Raw genomic sequence first — 17136 nt, 5'->3', positions numbered from 1 at the left:
AGCAGCGTTATGTAACAACTATTTATTGATTATGTAAAATAGCCCCTTTCTATGAAAGGATAGTTTTTCTCTATGCAATTAGGCTAGCTGTTATGGAAATGCATCAAATTCGTTACTTTTTGGCGGTTTGCGATAAAGGTACTTTCACACGCGCAGCACAAGCGGTCTATGTCTCACAGCCTTCGATGACGCAAGCGATTAAAAAACTTGAGGAAGAGATGGGCGGCGAACTTTTTGTTAGGGATAGAGGGGGATGCCACTTAACCGCGTTAGGTCGTTTGGTCGAGCCGAATCTTCGCCGAATTTTTCTTGAAGCGCAGGCCATCAAAGCCGAAGCGATACGATTTACCCGCCTGAATACTGTGCCAATTCGGGTCGGTATGATGAATACGGTCGGCTCGCAGAGTTTGAGTCCGGTGTTCGCAGATTTTCAACGCGATTTTCCTCGTATCGAGCTGGAGTTGATTGTCGATACCGAGAGTAATTTGCTTAGGCAATTGGATGCGGGGTATCTCGATCTGGTGATCAGTGCGCCGATTGCTTTGCCGGTCCGGCCCTTTCAGTCATTATTGCTATATCGGGAGCGTTACGTCGTCGCCTTCAGTAATCAGCATCGATTTAAGCAAATGCAGAACATCGATTTAAAAACTTTGCAATCCGAGCCTTATCTAGATAGGCTCAATTGCGAGTTACGCGAAAAACTTAAAAGTGTCTGTCGGGATTTGCATATCGATTTGTATGCGGCCTATCGGAGTAATAGCGAGGAATGGATTTTGAATATGGTTCGTGCCGGCATGGGGGTGGCGTTGATGCCTGAATTTTCTGTTCCGAAAGATACTGGACTTGTCGATTATCGCAACTTGATCGAGCCTGAAATCGTCCGTGATATCCATGCGATATTTCAAACGCAAGTGTCGCCAAAGCCCGAACGGCAAGCCTTGATCGCAAAATTGCAGCAAGGCTTTTAGACGACAGGACTTTTGAGTCGGCTTCTTTTGTAGGTTTTTTTAGTCGAATGAAAAATGATGAATAGTAATACGAACATCCGCGCTATCGAGCAAATCGGTGCACAGGTCCTAAGGCGAATTGCCATGCCGGTCGAACGAGTTGACGACCCGTCTGTGATCGATGTAATTGCTGCGATGCAGGCAACATTGGCAAGTACCGAGGGGGTTGGTTTGGCCGCTCCACAAATTGGCGAATCGTTTAGGATAATGATCGTTGCTTCGCGTTCCACGCCTCGATATCCTAAGGCTCCTACTATGGATCCAACTGTGATGGTCAATCCCGAATTTAATGTGTTATCGAACGAGGTCGCAAAGGATTGGGAAGGTTGTTTGAGTATTCCCGGCATTCGGGCTTTAGTACCTCGGTTTCGCAAAATTAGCGTTAGTTATCTTAACCAGCTGGGAGTCAGGCGGACACTGATTTTGGAGGATTTTGTCGCGAGGGTTTTTCAACATGAATACGACCACTTGGATGGGTTAGTTTATCTCGATCGTGTCGAAACGAATCGCGATATCGTTTCAGAACAGGAGTTTCAGAAATTGATTACCGAAAGTAGTGCGGTGTGATGGTTAAGCTTCTAAAATCCAGCCTTTGTGCCAAAGCATTTCAAATAATCCAGGAGTAGGGCGGGCATAGGCGCCAACTCAAGGAAAAACGCGTCATTCCGCCAGGGATTGGCGGAATCCAGGGCCAGGGATGGCAATGCTTAGCTTCACACACATGTAACCTGGATATCGGCAATCCATGCCGATATGTGACGAATAAAAGCCACAAATACACTATAGAATAGACACTAAGTTGTCGCTTATGAGTAGGATGGGTAGGAGCGAAGCGGAAACCCATCATGGAGCTTGTTCTACTCCTTTTTGATTGAAAAACCGTCTAAGAACAAAAGGTATGGGATGTGTCTATCGAGGATCGCCGTGAACCCATCCATGGGGGCTTGGCGGCAGCTCGAACGCCAAGGATGGCGTGTAGTAGGGCAGGGCAGAAAAATGCTCCTGCATTTTCTGCATTCATTACATCCATGTAACTCAGCAATTGCCGAAGAGCAAAAATCTGCCCTGCTGCCGACATCCTCGCCAAGCATACCCCACACCCTTTTTGATCTCCAAATTGGGAATTGCTGTTGTAGTGTTACCGTTTTTTCAAGTCATAGGAAGCCTGGTTGTTAGTGGTTAGAAAGCAGGTTGTTGTTAGCCTCAATAAAATAATTCGAAGGGGGATTTATGCTCGATTTCATTTACTGCATTGGTTGGATTGCCACTGTGCTTCTGGCAGCTTATTTGTTGTTGTATATCATCAAAATATTTATACATCTGGATGCCTTGCCAGCTATCTCTTTAGATTCAATGCCGGTCGTTAAACCGGTGCCTATACCTACAAAAAATCAAAAAACAAAACTACAAAAGTTAGTGGCTTCAATTTTTGAAGTCAGAAAATGGGTTTTAACCGAAAATTGGTATTACGAATTGTCCGATGGTTCCAAGATTGTTATACCCAAAGGCTTTGAATTCGACGGCGCTTCGATCCCGAGACTATTGTGGGCCGTGCTGAGTCCGACCGGTTTGTTGCTGATTCCCGGGTTGGTGCATGATTATGCTTATATGTATGCACAGCTTTGGCAAGTCTCATCGAATGGCGTTGTCGAGCCTTATGGGCAAGATAAGAGTCGGAAAGATTGGGATAAATTATTCAGATCGATGGGGCAGGAGATTAACGGTTTTTCGTTTGTTAATTACATTTCCTGGTTTGCGTTGTGGTTGGGCGGCTGGCTGGTATGGAGAGGACATAGAAAGGCGAATAAAACGCCGACTAAGCCCGTGTTATAAAAATGCGATGGGCAAAGTGTTACCTGATTAGCAAGATGCTTCAGCTTGTCGAAGTCAAGTGTCCAAGCAGGGGCCCAGCAATTCTCAATTTAAGCAGATAACCATAAGAGCTCTCAGTGTGGAATGGGGATATTCAAGCCATCAAGCATAAATTCCATCAAATGTTGCCAGCTATCAAAACAAAAATAGCGGGTGAGCGCCCTTAAATCGTTAAAAAACGTCTTGCGGCTGGACAATTCTTCACGCAGCAAGCGATAGCATTGATCGAACCATTGCAACAACGTATGAACCAGAAAAGCCAGAATGATCAGGCTGGCTAACAAGGCCGCGAGGTGCTTTTTACCGTGCCCGAAGTTATGCGCGAAGTTATATCCCTTGGTTTTCAATGTGTTGTTATTTTCGTTTTCGATCTTCCAGCGCGTACGACCGGCGCTGACGATATCGGCCACATTGTGCGCGCCTAATGCGTAATCCGTGGCGAACGCATTGCGGTAAACGATATGACCTTGTTCATCGATGACCTCAATTTCGCACCAATTCACCAATAGGGCATCGTCGCTGTCGCGCAACGGCACTTGCTGAGCGATGCGGTAACGCTCGGTCAGTCGTTGCTTGCCTGTCCAGCGGCGTTTTTCGATCACTTCAACCTGCCCGAGCCGCTGAAAATCCTCCACCCACTCGTAGAGGGTTTTATGGGATTCCGGTTTGCACACCAGAATGAAATGCCGACCCTGTTGCTTGAGGTATTCGCAAAAAGGCTGTTTGCAATATAAATCGTCGCCTAAAAACGTCACGTTCGCCGGCAGGTGGCCGCCTTCGCGCTCCAACCAGCGCCGCGCGGCCGCCAGTTCATAATCTTGCTTATCGCTTCCGTCTTGCGGTGCGATAAATTCGGGTGCCAACGGAATGACATCCGCTTGATGTGGCGAAACGATTACCGGGGTAACTGCGCTGTGAGCATAGTGGATAGCACCGTTCTTGAGTGTCTTCGTTGAGCAGCAGGCGCAATGAATCTTCTGCGAACTAAAATACTCCACCCGATCCAAGGCCACCAGCACGCTATCACCCAGCACTTGGAACTCTTTGAGTTTGCCTTGCGCTTCCAATGCCTGCAGCACCCATCGGTACAGTGGCCATAGGGCGTCGGGTGACACCGCATCCAGCAGATTCCGAATCTGGTTGTCACTCGGAATTTGGTAGACTCCAAACAAACTCTGTGCGTTATTCTTGCCGCGCTCTTTTTGCATCGTCCGCTGATGATCCAGAAACGAGGGTGATTGCATAAAAAACACCGAAAAGGCGCTCAGTGCTGCATCGACCATACTGTATTTCTGGTAAACACCAGTCCCACTGCGACCGTCGGGCAAGGTTTCGAAGACTTGCCTGATTCGCTCGATCAAGCGAGCTTGCGTGAATTGTTCTTTTTCTTTAAAAGGGTAAGCCATCGTCCGTGTACGGATATGAAAAAATCAGCCCAGTTTACCAGCATGGGCTAAATTGAGAACTGCTGGCAGGGGTCAGTCGTAGTCACAAAAACTAAGATATGCTGTTACCCAAGCTCTCCAGCTTGGGTAACCTGTTCAGGAAGCTGGAGCTTGGGAAAGAGCGTGATGTGGGTTGGCCGTTTTTAGCTTGGCGCGCATGGCTTGCGAACCCCGTCCTGCTAGGAATATGCTGATCTTTGGGCTTTAGCTGAAGAAACTTGCTAATCAGGAAGTGTTATGCGCTTTGCCAACTCCGAATTCTATTAATCTAGAAAAAGCATATCACCATGAAGATTATGAAGAGTAAGAAGTTAATTCAATAACTTGTCATTCGACTGTGTACGATTTTCGCTCACTCGAAAGGCTTGCTGGAATGAGGAATGTTTAGGTAATCTCTTGCAATCCTTTATTAGCTTTATACGCTTTATGGTTGAATTGCCGAATTTTGCAGCAATTCCCAATTTGGGGATCAAAAAGGGTGTGGGGTGTGTTTGGCGAGGATGTCGGCAGCAGGGCAGATTTTTGCTCCATGCAAAATCTGCATTCACGCCATCCTTGGCGTTCGAGCTGCCGCCAAGCCCCCATGGATGGGTTTACGGCGTTCCTCGACAGGCATACCCCACACCCTAAGATCGGCGAAAATGCTTAAACTGGGAATTGCTGCGAATTTTGGATTAATGTTGCCGATGTCGATAATTTAAGTTTTTCATTTGCTTCATTATCCAGGCTTTGCGCTTGAGTAAATGCGGCGTAGGTCTGTCTGCCTTGTATAAATGAGGGTTGGGTAGCGTTGCTGCTAACTGTGCAGCTTGCGAGGCACTCAATTGACTGGCGTGTATGCCGAAATAACGTTGGCTGGCCGATTCGATGCCGAAGAGACGATCGCCGAATTCCGCAATATTCAAATACACTTCTAGAATGCGGTCTTTGTGCCAGAACATTTCAATCAATCCGGTAAACCAAAATTCTAACCCTTTGCGCCAAATGCTTTTGGATGGCGTCAGAAACAGGTTTTTGGCGACTTGTTGACTAATCGTGCTGGCGCCACGGAGTTTTCCGCCTTTTAAATATTTATCGATAGCATTCTGCATTTCATCGAAATCGAAGCCGTGGTGACTAAAAAAACGTTGGTCTTCGGATGCAATGACTGCCGAGAAGGCGTAGCGTGAGATTTGTTCGTTCTTTACCCAGCGATAATCGATTGTTTTGAATGATCGATGTTGTTGAAAATATTCTGCGTGACGATATAACATGAATACCGATACGGGCACTGGTAAATGACGTAGCAAAACGACCGATAACAATGAGCTTGTTATAAAAAATAGCGCTAAATAAAGCGCCGGCCGTTTAAGCTTATTTAGGAAAGAGCGCTTGGGTTTTTGTTTGGAATATCTCAAATAAGTATCAACTCCCTTCCTAGGAATAAATATCCAGTCTCCCTCTTTTTGAATGAGGGAGGCTGTGAATACTTGCGATTTAATCGGTAGTGGTTAAACCTTTCAAGCTTGCGAAATAGGCCGAGATATTCTCCAAGTCGTCACCGGATAAGCCTTGCAGCATCGACTGCATGATAGCGTTGTTTCTTTTGCCGGATTGATAGTCTTGCATGGCCTTGACCAAGTAATTGCCGTATTGACCGGCTAATCTAGGTACATTATTTTGCGCATCTTTACCTTCCACATGGCAGCTTAGGCAAGATTGAGCGAGCTTTTTGCCGGCGACCGGATCGCCCCCGGCTGGGCTTTTGGTTTCTTTGCCCGGCGTGGATTCAATATAAGCGGCGATATTTTCGATCGTTTGATCGCTTAAGTCGTAAGTATTGGCTTTCATGGTGCCATGCGGGCGATTTTTTTCTCGATAGGCTTTTAATGCGGAGGCCACATAGTCAGCGCGTTGCCCGCCGATTTTCGGCACATAATAAGTCGGGTAGGCATTACTGTAGGCGGGGATACTGTGGCAGCCTCGACAGGTTTCAAAAGCTGCTCGACCGGCATCGACATCCGCGGCTTGAGCGTTAAGTTGCGGAAGTGAGACTGCCAGTACGCTGACCGCAAATGCTAGGTTTGATTTTTTCATGGTGATATCGATCCTAAATAATAATGAGAAGGTTACTTCGAAGTTTAAAGTCACTGGGCATATCTTACCAAACACGCGGGTAATTGATAACAGGCTATTCAGTTAGCGCAAGAGAATTATGGCTCTTCCGGATTTCCCGTAGTAGCCACAACATATATACTCATCGCAGATCAAAATTCGGCGCCGGGGTGCAGGGCAAAGGCATTAAAATAAATGCCATATCAATATGTTATGACTATTCAACCTAAGCTTGCAGAATATTTTATTTGTTAGTTTTTTATTTTGTGGCAATAAAGGCTGCCGCTATGAAATTACTGAAAATACTACGCATTATAACCATTTGATTTTATATGTAGTTTTAATGCGTTTACCCTGCGCCGGGGTGCCCGTCAAAGGACGCCGTGAATACGTCCGTGTAGGTTCTATGCTGGCAAAGCCTTTACCGCACACCCCGGCGCCTCCTCGGGCACTGCCGAAATTTGAAGCGCGAAAGGTATAGGATCAAAGGCTCCCCGCGACGATCGCTAGCCAAGGCTGCTCATGTACTGGTTTGCCTTTGGGGCGGTAATAATGGTCGAGCACGGTGAAGCCGGCTTCCTCCAGATACTGTTTACTGGTTTCGAATGTCATGAAATGACCGTAGCGTTGCCCGGACCAACCTTCCTCGTCATTGCCGCGCGGATTCGAAGAAAATAAAATGCCGCCGGGCTTTAGTGTTGCATGCAAGATTTTGAGTATGCGCGGCATCTCACGGCTTGGCACATGAAATAACGAAGCATTGGCGAAGATGCCATCGAAACGTTGCTTGGCAAGGTTTAGGTTTAGAAAATTTTGATGCAGAATCTCGCAGCCTGTAAGCCTGCGGGCCATCGCGCAAAACGCCTCGCAACCGTCCAGGCCGATCGGTCGATGTCCCATTGACTTAAAATAGTGAACATCCCGTCCCGGTCCGCAGCCCAAATCTAAAATATCCAGCGCTTTATCTTTAGGCAACGGGGCTAAAAAGGCCGCGTAATTCTGAGTCACGTCATGATCTTTGGTGCCCTGCCAAAAGGCTTCGGCGTTGTGTTGATAATGACTGAGCGTCAGTGATTCAATTTGAGCTAAGTCTTCTTCTTTGCGTTCCATCTTTCACCTGATAGTCGATGTTTGGGTAAAAAGGGAGTGCTGCATTCCCAAGAGCTAGGGAACGAGAGATATGTCTCAAGTATACCTTTCGCACTTCAAATTTCGGCAGTGCCAGCATGGAGCTGGCATAGAGCCTACATGGACGTATTCACGGCGTCCTTTAGCGGACACACCCAGGCGCCGAATTTTGATCTACGACAGGTATAACTTGCAAGATATCGGCTATTTCATCGAGCATGGATCGATGGTCGAGATAGTCGATGCGAATGGCAACAAATTCGTCAAATTCGTCATTATGCAGCAAGCGTAAGGACGGATAGCTCGACACGCCCATGTTTCGGGCTAATTGAATTTCTTGCTGTAATTCATCATCAATCGCCGGGCTCAACAAGTCTTTACCAAATATAGAGGTATCTAAGCCGATTTCGGCAGCGCATTCCAGAAGCGTGTCGGTCAGCGACGGGTTTTTGGCTCGTTCATAATAGGCCGACTGGATAGCCTTTAGCATAGGGATCTCATGATCGGGACTTTGCTTTCTGGCCGCTAATAGCGCACGACAAGCCGGATAAGTTGAGCGGATCGGCGTATTGACAGCCCAAAATTCGAAATTAAAACGGACTTCGGGTACGGTTTGTTCGATTCGGCGCCAGTTTTGTTGAATGGTTTGCCGCATAGACTCGGGCATCGGCGTGGTGGAGTCCGGAGCCAATCCGCCCAGCAAGTAAATCAAACGTAGAGATTGTGGCAAGTTTCTTTGTAAGGCGCTAAAACTCGAGCGGAATGCATAGCACCAACTGCACATGGGATCATGGATATAGTATAAACGAGGTGTCGGCATGGTTAGGCTATGTGCAATAAGATGATCCTATATTGTATACCCATCGCACTTCAAATTTCGGCATTGACGCATGGAGGTGCCGGGGTGTTCGGCAAAGGCTGTGACAGCAGGGATGCTGTCACAGATCCTACATGGACGTATTCACGGCGTCCTTTGACGGACACCCCTGCGCCGAAATTTGACCAGCAAAGGGTATAACCAGCGCTTTCAAATTGCGTCAAAACACGAATAAGCCAAGCTTACGAATCCATGTTTCGATTGAAAAAGCCTTAGACCTTGCGGACATGGGGTAGGGTGCTTAAACTAAGCAGGTTATAAATTCATTTCCAACATGATTTTATGAAATCAACTGCCAAAATCATTTTCGGCCTGTTCATGGCAGTTTTGCTCGGCGCATGCGTCGCGCCCAAGCCTGCCGCGATTTCCGACATCTCTTTCGCTACCATCGATGACGACGTGCCGCAAGCACAGCCCGGCCCGAACCTTTATTTCATACCGCCGCCGTCGTTAGATGGTCAAAGGACTGTCGAAGATGTTCTACAGGCTTACGGCCCGTATGCAACGCTCAAGCTCGCATCTTATTTCGCCAAGGCCAAGGTTTCATATCCGCCGAGTAAAGTCGCCTTTATCGCTCTGAAACAGGAAAAAAAACTGGAGCTATGGGCCAAGGACAGCGGCGAATTTCGATTTATCCGCAACTATGACATTCAAGCCGCCAGCGGCGTGGCGGGTCCTAAATTACGTCAAGGCGATGAGCAGGTGCCGGAGGGTATTTACCGTATCGAGGGGTTGAATCCGAACAGTCATTATCACTTGTCGATGAAAATCAATTACCCTAACGAATTCGATCGCTTCCATGCCTGGCAGGAGGGGCGTAGCAAGCCGGGGTCGGATATTTTCATCCATGGCAAAGCCAGCTCCATCGGTTGCCTGGCGATGGGCGATGAAGCGATAGAAGAGCTTTTCGTGTTGACCGCGAATGTGGGCGTCGACAATGTAAAGGTCGTGATTGCACCGCATGACCCCAGGGGTTATCCTCTGGTGGCCGACACCGAAAAACTACCCGGTTGGATCCTTGAACTTTATTCGAATATCTCCCGTGAAATCAACGCCGTGTCTCCGACAGTGAAGTCGTTAAAAACCGGGTTGTGATCATCAGGACCGGATCTTTCATTATTCCCAAGTTCTGCGGGGCGCTGCTTCGTAACCCTTAAGTTAAGGCTATGTTCGCGTTAATAGTTGATACTTTTGAACTTAAAGCCAACATGAAACTCAAGGATACAACTCTGAATAACTTTCCTTTTTTCAATATGACGCTAATGGTTGAAAGGAGGGTACGGTTGCTCGATTGACAGGTGTCGGCGGTAGGGAAAGCCGCCGTCAAGCCTACACGGACGTATTCACGGCGTCCTGTCAAGCGAGTAATCGTACCCTCTTCCACGCTCAGTGTATTGGAAAGCAATCATTGACTAGTTCCTAAATGGTTTTTAGTAGGAAGGAAAACCATTTCAACTGCTAACGCGAACATAGCCTAAGTTAAACCTTCGCTGAAAATCTTGGAAACGGAGCGTTAGCGAAGTGAAGATTTTTAGTCCCCGATAGCCGTAGCGCCGGGTGTTTTGCCGGAGTCTGCGCGAATAGCGCAGGCGGAGGCAAAATACAAGGCATCGCGACACGGCGTAAAGCCATTTGTGGGAGTGCTACGGAGCCGCATCGAGTATACGATGATGTGGCGTAGTGGCACGGACGCAGGGCGAATCGGGGCCGCCGAAGGCAATAATCGCCAAGTCATTTTTCGCTGCTGAAATCGGACGGACCCCATTTCAGCTTTCGCGAAAAATCTTGGCGCGCTTGCACAGAATGGGCTTCAGGCTCGAATGCGCTTCAAAAGCTTGCCATCCATGGCACTGGATTCCGCCAGTCCATGGCGGAATGACGGGCTTCCCTTGGCTTAATGGTAGTGGGACGCTACGGGGGCATCATTGGGGGGGCACTTATCTTAGAGACAGTTCTCGAGCGATACGATTTCTCAATTGATAAGGTACATTTTCATTCATCACGATGGCAAAAGGCTGCCATTCGCCGCGTTTTACCAAATAACCTGCTAACGAACTGACGCCCGTTAAGGTCCCGGTTTTCGCGTAGACGCCGGGCTCGATTTCCGGTAATAAGTGTTTCCACGGTCGGAACGCTTGCAATAGATCGGTCAACTGCTGCGGCGAAAGACGGTTATTACGAGATAAGCCGGCGCCATCCTCAAATGTAAAATTCTCCCAAGCGAACTGTCGAGATAAGGATTCTTCCATGTATCGCTGAACATCGGCGGTATTCGCCGGGCGTTGATAGGTTTCCGAACTCAGCATCAAAATTAGCTGATTAGCAACGAAATTAGTCGAATATTTCAACATCGTACGCACGATTTCGCCGAGTGTTTTGCTATTGGTGTGCGTATAAAAGACAGGTTGATTCGGTACCTTGCCGAAAACGATTTGGGGGTCGACTTCAATCCCTTGTGCCCGTAAAAAGGCAGCCATTAATTCGGCAAAATAGTTTTCCGCGTTGCTTGGATTTCGGCCGGTATTGACGCGCAACTCGCCGCTATTGATCGAGCGGCCCAGGCTTTTCGAGTATGGGGTTAGCGGTGTTTGGGGCTCGGCAGACAGAACTTTTCCGTTAATCTTTTTGATTGCTATGGTGTTGAAGTTCGCCGCCGTCGCCGTAGGCACCGCATCGTAAGGGTTGTTCGTGGTTCCGGTGCCCGGTAAAGCCAAACCTGTTTGAAAGAGAGAGTTGTCGAGACCTATGGCTTTAACTTGTTGCAGACCTTTTTGTTTCAGGCTTCGAGCAATTCGGGCGAGTTCTTCTGATACCAGATAAGGATCGCCGCTTCCTTTTATCCATAAGACTCGGGTCGGTTCATCCCAATAAAACCGAGTACGAAAACGATGCTCTTCGCCCCAGTGCATTAATGCGAGCCAGGCTGTGGCTAGTTTGGTCGTTGAGGCCGGAATTAACGGCCTGTCGGCGTGATCAGCGCGTATCGTTCGCCCGTTTGAATCCAAAACGATGAGCCCTGCGTTATTCAGTTTTGAAAAAGCGGTTAGGGCTTCATCCGCATGACTGAATGCAGGCAATATAAACAATAAACAGATCAGGTAGCTAATTCGGCGCATTTAAAATTTCCAGTAATGTTCATGAAGGTTTGGCAATCACACCGGATGATGAACCTAAAAAGAGCATTTGACAGTCTCAAGCTACCGTTCGCCCTGGGTCCATCGGCAGTGCTTAGGAGTGCGCTGTCGCGAAGGGTAGCTTGAGGCTTCACCAAGCCGGTGAAAGTGTTGTAGCCCCTTCATGTTTAGACTTGGCTCAACACGAACGGTCTACAACACATGCGAACTGTTTTTTTTTAGGTTTATGGGTAATAAAGACTATCATCTTTTCTTATGTTGTCGAAGGATCAGCGAAAGTCGTTGAAATGTACTTTTCCTTTTCAATCGCCCCCTGTCGATAGATAGAAAAAAGCGTTATATTGAAGACCTACATTGATATTCATTTGTAATCAACGCAGGTTTACCATGGCAATTAGCGCATTCGATATATTTAAAATCGGCATCGGACCGTCCAGTTCTCATACCGTTGGTCCCATGAGAGCGGCTATGCAATTCGCTTTGAAATTGGACGAAGACAAAATTATAGAGCAGGTTGAAACAATCACTGTGGCGCTTTTCGGCTCGTTAGGAGCGACCGGTAAAGGCCATGGTACCGACAAGGCGGTGATGTTAGGGCTTGAAGGCGAGTCGCCGGATTGTATTGATCCGGATGTCATTCCAGGCAGACTGGAAACGATTAGGCAAAGCGGACGTTTACAAGTCTTGTCGCGCCATTCCATTCAGTTTATCGAGAAAAAACATCTACAGTTTAACCGTAAAGTCTTGCCGTTTCATTCGAATGGACTGCGTTTCACGGCAATTGATGCATCAGGGACCGAGTTGTTGCAGAAAGATTATTATTCGGTCGGTGGCGGTTTTGTCGTTAACGGCGAACAAGCCGCGACCGATCGTTTGATCGATGACGATACGTGTTTGCCTTATCCGTTTAAGACAGCCGATGGTTTGCTTAAACTATGCAAGGAACATAAGAAGTCGATTAGCGAATTAATGCTGAATAATGAAAAAGCTTGGTTAAGCGAGGCTGAAATACGAAAAAATCTATTGACTATTTGGCATGTCATGCAGGCCTGCGTTGAAAGAGGGATTGCTCAAGAAGGCGTGTTGCCGGGCGGTATGAAAGTTAAACGTCGAGCAGCGCAAATTTATAAACAATTGATACATGAAATTCCTTCGCATGCTCCGAAATTGCCTCCCGGTAAACTCGATTGGGTCAATCTTTTTGCGTTAGCGGTGAATGAAGAAAATGCCGCGGGCGGGCGTGTCGTGACTGCGCCAACCAACGGCGCGGCAGGAATTATTCCGGCTGTACTGCACTATTATTGGAGGTTTTGCGAGGGTGCGAATGACGAAGGCGTGATTCGTTTTTTATTGACCGCCGCCGCAATCGCGATTTTATACAAGGAAAATGCCTCGATTTCCGGGGCCGAAGTCGGTTGCCAGGGAGAGGTAGGAGTCGCCTGTTCGATGGCGGCAGGCGCTTTGGCCGAAGTGTTGGGAGGGACGCCCGCTCAGGTGGAAAATGCCGCCGAAATCGGTATGGAGCATAATTTAGGCTTAACTTGCGATCCGGTCGGCGGTTTAGTGCAAGTGCCTTGCATCGAACGCAATGCGATGGGTTCGGTTAAGGCTATCAATGCCGCGCGTATTGCATTGCGAGGCGACGGTTCTCATTATGTATCGTTGGATAAAGTGATTAAAACGATGCGCGAGACCGGCGCCGATATGAAAACCAAATATAAAGAGACCGCACGCGGCGGATTGGCGGTTAATTTAATCGAATGTTAGGACGATAATTGAAAGCGCCGGGTCTTTAAATCCTTCATGCTCTTCATGGTAAAAAAATAAAGGGTCAAGCGATTAGAAACTGATGAGTTGCGTGTTTTTGAGGTCATTTGTCGAACCCAATAAAATCCCAGACTTTTCCGGCCATGGTTCTGTTTTCCCGTTCCGGTACCGGCGGTCCGTCCGGAAAATTCAGTTCATAAACGCGCGAGGCATTGTTAGCCAGTGTTTCCATGCCTAGTTTTTTATAGGCTTCAATCATAACCTCTAACGCAAACGGAACCGCTGTAGTGCGCTGGTAATTGTTCACGACTTCGGATGCGCGGTTAACCGCCGCGACATAGGCTTTACGCCTCAAATAGAACCTTGCGGCATGGACTTCGTGCATCGCCATGTTATTGCGCAGCGCGATCATGCGCTGTTGCGCGTCGGGGATATATTGACTGTCCGGGAAACGGCTGATTAATTCCTGGAAATTATTGTAGGCATCCCGAGCGCTACCCGGATCGCGTTGCGAGGTGTCGGTAGGCAAAAATCTTTCGAGAAATCCGATGTCGCGATTGTAATTGACCAACCCTTTCAAGTAATAGGCGTAATCGACGCTGGGATTGCGAGGATGAATTTTAATAAACCTCTCGGCGGCTGCAATCGCGGCTTCGGAGTCGTCATTTTTGTAATACGCATAAGCAATATTCAATTGTGCCTGAGCGGCATACTCTCCAAACGGAAAACGCGATTCGAGCGTTTCGTACATTTTGATCGCTTTTTGATAATAACCATCGTCCATCGCTTCCTTGGCTGAGGTGTGCAGCTTCTCCTCGCTCCAATCTTTATATTCGTCGGTACTAGTGCTTTCCAGGTTGAAGTTTTTTAACGTTTCGCAGCCCGGAAGTAACAGGCCTAAAGTAATAACGAGAAGGAATTTTACTAAAAATAATCGCATAGAGCTGACGACACGTTGTAATATGTACGGTTTTTTCGTTGTGGATGAACAGGTTTCGTTAAGCGCAAGATGCGTTTAACGCTAATCAAGCAACGAGTATAACTTAACGGCGAACTAATCAGAAGATATAAGTTATGACAAGATTATCGGCACAAATTCCCGAAGAGATGGCGGGTATGCGTTTGGATCAAGTGCTTGCTGAGCTATTTTCGGATTATTCCCGAAGTAAGCTACAGACTTGGCTGAAGGCCGGGCGAGTGGTGGTTAACGGCGCCCAATTAAAGGCCAAAGACAAGGTCGAAGGCGGTGAGTTCATTGAGCTCGATGCCGAAGCCGAGGTGGTTTTGGAATGCGAGGCGGAAGCGATACCGCTGGATATCGTTTATGAAGACGAATCCTTGTTGATCATCAATAAGCCGGCGGGCTTAGTCGTGCATCCGGCAGTCGGCAATTGGACGGGGACTTTGCAGAATGCATTGCTCAATCATGTGCCGAGCCTCGAAACCTTGCCGAGAGCCGGCATTGTGCATCGCATCGATAAAGAGACCAGCGGTTTGTTAATGGTTGCAAAAACGCTGCCTGCTCATAACAGCTTGGTCAAGCAGTTACAAGAGCGTTCGATAGAAAGGGAGTACTTGGCGATTACCAAGGGACGAATCATCGCCGGCGCGACGATAGACGAGCCGATCGGTCGGCATCCGACCGATCGTAAGCGCTATGCGATCAGGCAAGCCGGCAAGGATGCGGTAACCCATTATCGGGTTGTCGAACGTTTTGCTAGGCATACCCTAATTCGCGTCAAATTGGAAACCGGGCGCACGCATCAGATTCGGGTACATATGGCGCATGTACATTTTCCATTGGTTGGCGATCCGGTTTATGGCGGACGTTTTCAGTTGCCGCCGGACTGTTCCGAACAATTGGAAATAGAGCTGCGGGCATTCAAGCGTCAAGCGCTTCATGCCGAAAAACTGGGTTTGCTGCATCCTGAAACGCAAGAATACTGCGAATGGATTCAGCCTTTGCCCGACGATATGATTCGATTATTGGCCGCATTACGAGACAATGAACAGCACTAAGTATTGGCTGAAGCCCGATTGGCCTGCGCCGGCCAATGTTTTCGCCGCAACGACCCTGCGAAGCGGCGGTTTCAGCACTGGATCGTTTCAAAGCCTTAATCCCGCGATGCATGTTGGCGATAATCCCGAATTGGTGTTGAAGAATCGGCAACGGATTACCGATATGCTCGATTTGCCGAATGCACCGGTTTGGTTGAATCAAGTGCATGGTAAAACCGTAGTCGATGCGTCGCAAGTGAATACGCTGGTCGAGGCCGACGCGAGTTTTAGTCATGAGCCGGGTGTCGTTTGCACGGTATTGACCGCCGATTGTTTGCCGGTATTGCTGTGTTCTCGTGACGGACGCAGTGTCGCAGCCGTTCATGCCGGCTGGAGGGGGTTATTGGCTGGCGTGATCGTTGAATCCGTTAAGGCGATGAAAACGCTTGACCTATTGGTTTGGCTTGGGCCGGCGATAGGGCCGGATGCCTTTGAAGTCGGTGATGACGTTCGTACTGCGTTTGTTGAAAGTAACGAGCGTTATGCCGATGGATTTCGTGCAGTCGCAAAGGGTAAATGGTTGGCCGATATTTATTGTTTAGCGCGTATCAACCTGGCTCTAGCCGGTATTGAAAGCGTTTATGGCGGACAGTTTTGTACCCTGTCCGATGTCGAGCGTTTTTATTCGTTTCGGCGCGACAAGGAAACAGGCAGGATGGCAAGTTTAATTTGGAGAATATAAAACCGTTATGGATTTATTGTTTTTAATTATTATTTTTACCGCGTTGGGCGGAGTTTTAAGTGTTTTGGCCGCTTCGTTTTTTTTATGGCTGGATGATGTTCAGCGGGCTCGGGTTTTGCCTCATGGCATTAGTTTCGCGACCGGCGCATTATTGGCAGTGGCCTTTTGGGGCTTGATTCCGCATGCTTTCGAGGATGTCGATTCGGATCGTATTCAAAGTTTGTCGGCAGTGATTATGACCGGAATTTTGGGTTTTTTTATATTGGAAAAGCTGTTGGTTTGGCGACATTGCCATCATAACCGATGCGAAGCTCATGGCGAGGACGCACAAGGTCATCATCCGGCCGGTATGTTGATTTTGATAGGCGACGGTATTCATAATTTTGTAGACGGCATATTGATTGCCGCAGCATTTTTAACCGACGTCAAACTAGGAATAGTAACGAGTTTGGCGGTTGCCGCGCATGAGATTCCGCAAGAAGTCGGCGATTTCGCAATATTGTTGCAAAGCGGTTATTCCAAAGGCAAAGCGCTTTATTACAATATCCTATCGAGTCTTGCGACGGTGGTTGGCGGCATTCTTGCGTATTTCAGCTTGGAAGACTTGCATGATAGTCTTCCGTATTTTTTAGCGATGGCGGCTTCGAGTTTTATATACATCGCCGTGGCCGATTTGATTCCGACCTTACATGAAAAAACCGAGTTGAAGGTTTCAGTGCAACAAGTCGCATTGATCGCGGCTGGGGTGTTGTTGATCTGTTCGCTGCATGGATTTGCCCATGACATTGAATTGGAAAGCCTTGAGCGGAAGCACCAGGAAGGTGAAAGGTGAAAGGTGAAAGGTGAAAGGTGAAAGGTGAAAGGTGAAAGGTGAAAGGTGAAAGGTGAAAGGTGAAAGGTGAAAGGTGAAAGGTGAAAGGTGAAAGGTGAAATCGGCGCTTGACAAATAATTGAAATCCCGAATCATTTCACTATTCACTATTCACTATTCACTATTCACTATTCACTATTCACTATTCACTATTCACTATTCACTATTCACTATTCACTATTCACTATTCACTATTCACCA

General features: G+C 47.8%; 15 protein-coding genes. 8 read left to right on the top strand and 7 right to left on the bottom strand.

Going from position 1 to position 17136, the window contains the following annotated elements:
* Positions 1–92 precede the first annotated feature (92 nt).
* The 3 genes from EQU24_RS13065 (at position 93) to EQU24_RS13050 (ending at position 2840) form a co-directional block, all read left to right on the top strand.
* Positions 93–968: a LysR family transcriptional regulator gene (locus EQU24_RS13065; RefSeq protein WP_017839081.1), complete on the top strand. Its 876-nt coding sequence runs from the start codon at positions 93–95 to the stop codon at positions 966–968.
* A gap of 54 nt (positions 969–1022) precedes the next feature.
* Positions 1023–1574, top strand: a complete 552-nt coding sequence (def, locus tag EQU24_RS13060; RefSeq protein ID WP_017839082.1) for a peptide deformylase — start codon at positions 1023–1025, stop codon at positions 1572–1574.
* A 663-nt stretch (positions 1575–2237) separates the two neighbouring features.
* The gene (locus tag EQU24_RS13050; RefSeq protein WP_017839083.1) at positions 2238–2840 is read left to right on the top strand and encodes a DUF1353 domain-containing protein; all 603 of its coding nucleotides are present in this window, start codon (positions 2238–2240) and stop codon (positions 2838–2840) included.
* Between the two features lie 113 nt (positions 2841–2953).
* On the opposite strand, the gene EQU24_RS13045 is transcribed toward EQU24_RS13050, so the two are convergent.
* The 5 genes from EQU24_RS13045 to EQU24_RS13020 form a co-directional block, all read right to left on the bottom strand.
* The gene (locus tag EQU24_RS13045; RefSeq protein WP_138767327.1) at positions 2954–4240 is read right to left on the bottom strand and encodes an ISNCY family transposase; all 1287 of its coding nucleotides are present in this window, start codon (positions 4238–4240) and stop codon (positions 2954–2956) included.
* A 758-nt stretch (positions 4241–4998) separates the two neighbouring features.
* Complete coding sequence (mtgA, locus tag EQU24_RS13035; RefSeq protein WP_017839085.1) at positions 4999–5721, bottom strand: monofunctional biosynthetic peptidoglycan transglycosylase; 723 nt, start codon at positions 5719–5721, stop codon at positions 4999–5001.
* A 79-nt stretch (positions 5722–5800) separates the two neighbouring features.
* Entirely contained in the window at positions 5801–6400 is a 600-nt protein-coding gene (locus EQU24_RS22425; RefSeq protein WP_017839086.1) for a c-type cytochrome, read from the bottom strand.
* Positions 6401–6901: 501 nt separating this feature from the next.
* Complete coding sequence (locus tag EQU24_RS13025) at positions 6902–7528, bottom strand: class I SAM-dependent DNA methyltransferase (protein WP_017839087.1); 627 nt, start codon at positions 7526–7528, stop codon at positions 6902–6904.
* Positions 7529–7688: 160 nt separating this feature from the next.
* Positions 7689–8366: a DsbA family protein gene (locus EQU24_RS13020; protein ID WP_051056230.1), complete on the bottom strand. Its 678-nt coding sequence runs from the start codon at positions 8364–8366 to the stop codon at positions 7689–7691.
* Positions 8367–8705: 339 nt separating this feature from the next.
* On the opposite strand from EQU24_RS13020, the gene EQU24_RS13010 reads away from it, so the two are divergent.
* Positions 8706–9518, top strand: a complete 813-nt coding sequence (locus EQU24_RS13010; RefSeq protein WP_017839089.1) for a L,D-transpeptidase family protein — start codon at positions 8706–8708, stop codon at positions 9516–9518.
* Positions 9519–10360: 842 nt separating this feature from the next.
* On the opposite strand, the gene EQU24_RS13005 is transcribed toward EQU24_RS13010, so the two are convergent.
* A complete protein-coding gene (locus EQU24_RS13005; RefSeq protein WP_017839090.1) occupies positions 10361–11539 on the bottom strand; it encodes a D-alanyl-D-alanine carboxypeptidase/D-alanyl-D-alanine-endopeptidase in 1179 nt (392 codons plus the stop codon).
* A gap of 405 nt (positions 11540–11944) precedes the next feature.
* Between EQU24_RS13005 and EQU24_RS13000 the strand changes: the two genes are divergently transcribed.
* Positions 11945–13324, top strand: a complete 1380-nt coding sequence (locus tag EQU24_RS13000; RefSeq protein ID WP_017839091.1) for an L-serine ammonia-lyase — start codon at positions 11945–11947, stop codon at positions 13322–13324.
* 103 nt (positions 13325–13427) lie between these two features.
* On the opposite strand, the gene EQU24_RS12995 is transcribed toward EQU24_RS13000, so the two are convergent.
* The gene (locus tag EQU24_RS12995; RefSeq protein ID WP_017839092.1) at positions 13428–14264 is read right to left on the bottom strand and encodes an outer membrane protein assembly factor BamD; all 837 of its coding nucleotides are present in this window, start codon (positions 14262–14264) and stop codon (positions 13428–13430) included.
* A gap of 134 nt (positions 14265–14398) precedes the next feature.
* Between EQU24_RS12995 and rluD the strand changes: the two genes are divergently transcribed.
* Genes rluD through EQU24_RS12980 form a run of 3 tightly spaced genes read left to right on the top strand, consistent with a single transcriptional unit; the run spans position 14399 to position 16896 of the window.
* Complete coding sequence (gene rluD, locus EQU24_RS12990) at positions 14399–15343, top strand: 23S rRNA pseudouridine(1911/1915/1917) synthase RluD (RefSeq protein ID WP_017839093.1); 945 nt, start codon at positions 14399–14401, stop codon at positions 15341–15343.
* Entirely contained in the window at positions 15330–16064 is a 735-nt protein-coding gene (pgeF, locus tag EQU24_RS12985; RefSeq protein WP_017839094.1) for a peptidoglycan editing factor PgeF, read from the top strand. The genes rluD and pgeF overlap by 14 nt, the downstream gene beginning before the upstream one ends.
* A gap of 7 nt (positions 16065–16071) precedes the next feature.
* The gene (locus EQU24_RS12980) at positions 16072–16896 is read left to right on the top strand and encodes a ZIP family metal transporter (RefSeq protein ID WP_017839095.1); all 825 of its coding nucleotides are present in this window, start codon (positions 16072–16074) and stop codon (positions 16894–16896) included.
* The last annotated feature ends 240 nt before the right edge of the window (positions 16897–17136 follow it).

This window comes from Methylotuvimicrobium buryatense (genome assembly GCF_005931095.1).
GTDB lineage: Bacteria > Pseudomonadota > Gammaproteobacteria > Methylococcales > Methylomonadaceae > Methylotuvimicrobium > Methylotuvimicrobium buryatense.
Note: the sequence above shows the minus strand (reverse complement) of the source record. Positions and strands in the feature narration are given on the sequence as shown.

Coding starts and splice junctions, on each gene's coding strand:
- EQU24_RS13065 (WP_017839081.1), top strand. CDS start 93: ATGGAAATGCATCAAATTCGTTACTTTTTGGCGGTTTGCGATAAAGGT.
- def (WP_017839082.1), top strand. CDS start 1,023: ATGATGAATAGTAATACGAACATCCGCGCTATCGAGCAAATCGGTGCA.
- EQU24_RS13050 (WP_017839083.1), top strand. CDS start 2,238: ATGCTCGATTTCATTTACTGCATTGGTTGGATTGCCACTGTGCTTCTG.
- EQU24_RS22425 (WP_017839086.1), bottom strand. CDS start 6,400: ATGAAAAAATCAAACCTAGCATTTGCGGTCAGCGTACTGGCAGTCTCA.
- EQU24_RS13025 (WP_017839087.1), bottom strand. CDS start 7,528: ATGGAACGCAAAGAAGAAGACTTAGCTCAAATTGAATCACTGACGCTC.
- EQU24_RS13020 (WP_051056230.1), bottom strand. CDS start 8,366: ATGCCGACACCTCGTTTATACTATATCCATGATCCCATGTGCAGTTGG.
- EQU24_RS13010 (WP_017839089.1), top strand. CDS start 8,706: ATGAAATCAACTGCCAAAATCATTTTCGGCCTGTTCATGGCAGTTTTG.
- EQU24_RS13005 (WP_017839090.1), bottom strand. CDS start 11,539: ATGCGCCGAATTAGCTACCTGATCTGTTTATTGTTTATATTGCCTGCA.
- EQU24_RS13000 (WP_017839091.1), top strand. CDS start 11,945: ATGGCAATTAGCGCATTCGATATATTTAAAATCGGCATCGGACCGTCC.
- EQU24_RS12995 (WP_017839092.1), bottom strand. CDS start 14,264: ATGCGATTATTTTTAGTAAAATTCCTTCTCGTTATTACTTTAGGCCTG.
- rluD (WP_017839093.1), top strand. CDS start 14,399: ATGACAAGATTATCGGCACAAATTCCCGAAGAGATGGCGGGTATGCGT.
- pgeF (WP_017839094.1), top strand. CDS start 15,330: ATGAACAGCACTAAGTATTGGCTGAAGCCCGATTGGCCTGCGCCGGCC.
- EQU24_RS12980 (WP_017839095.1), top strand. CDS start 16,072: ATGGATTTATTGTTTTTAATTATTATTTTTACCGCGTTGGGCGGAGTT.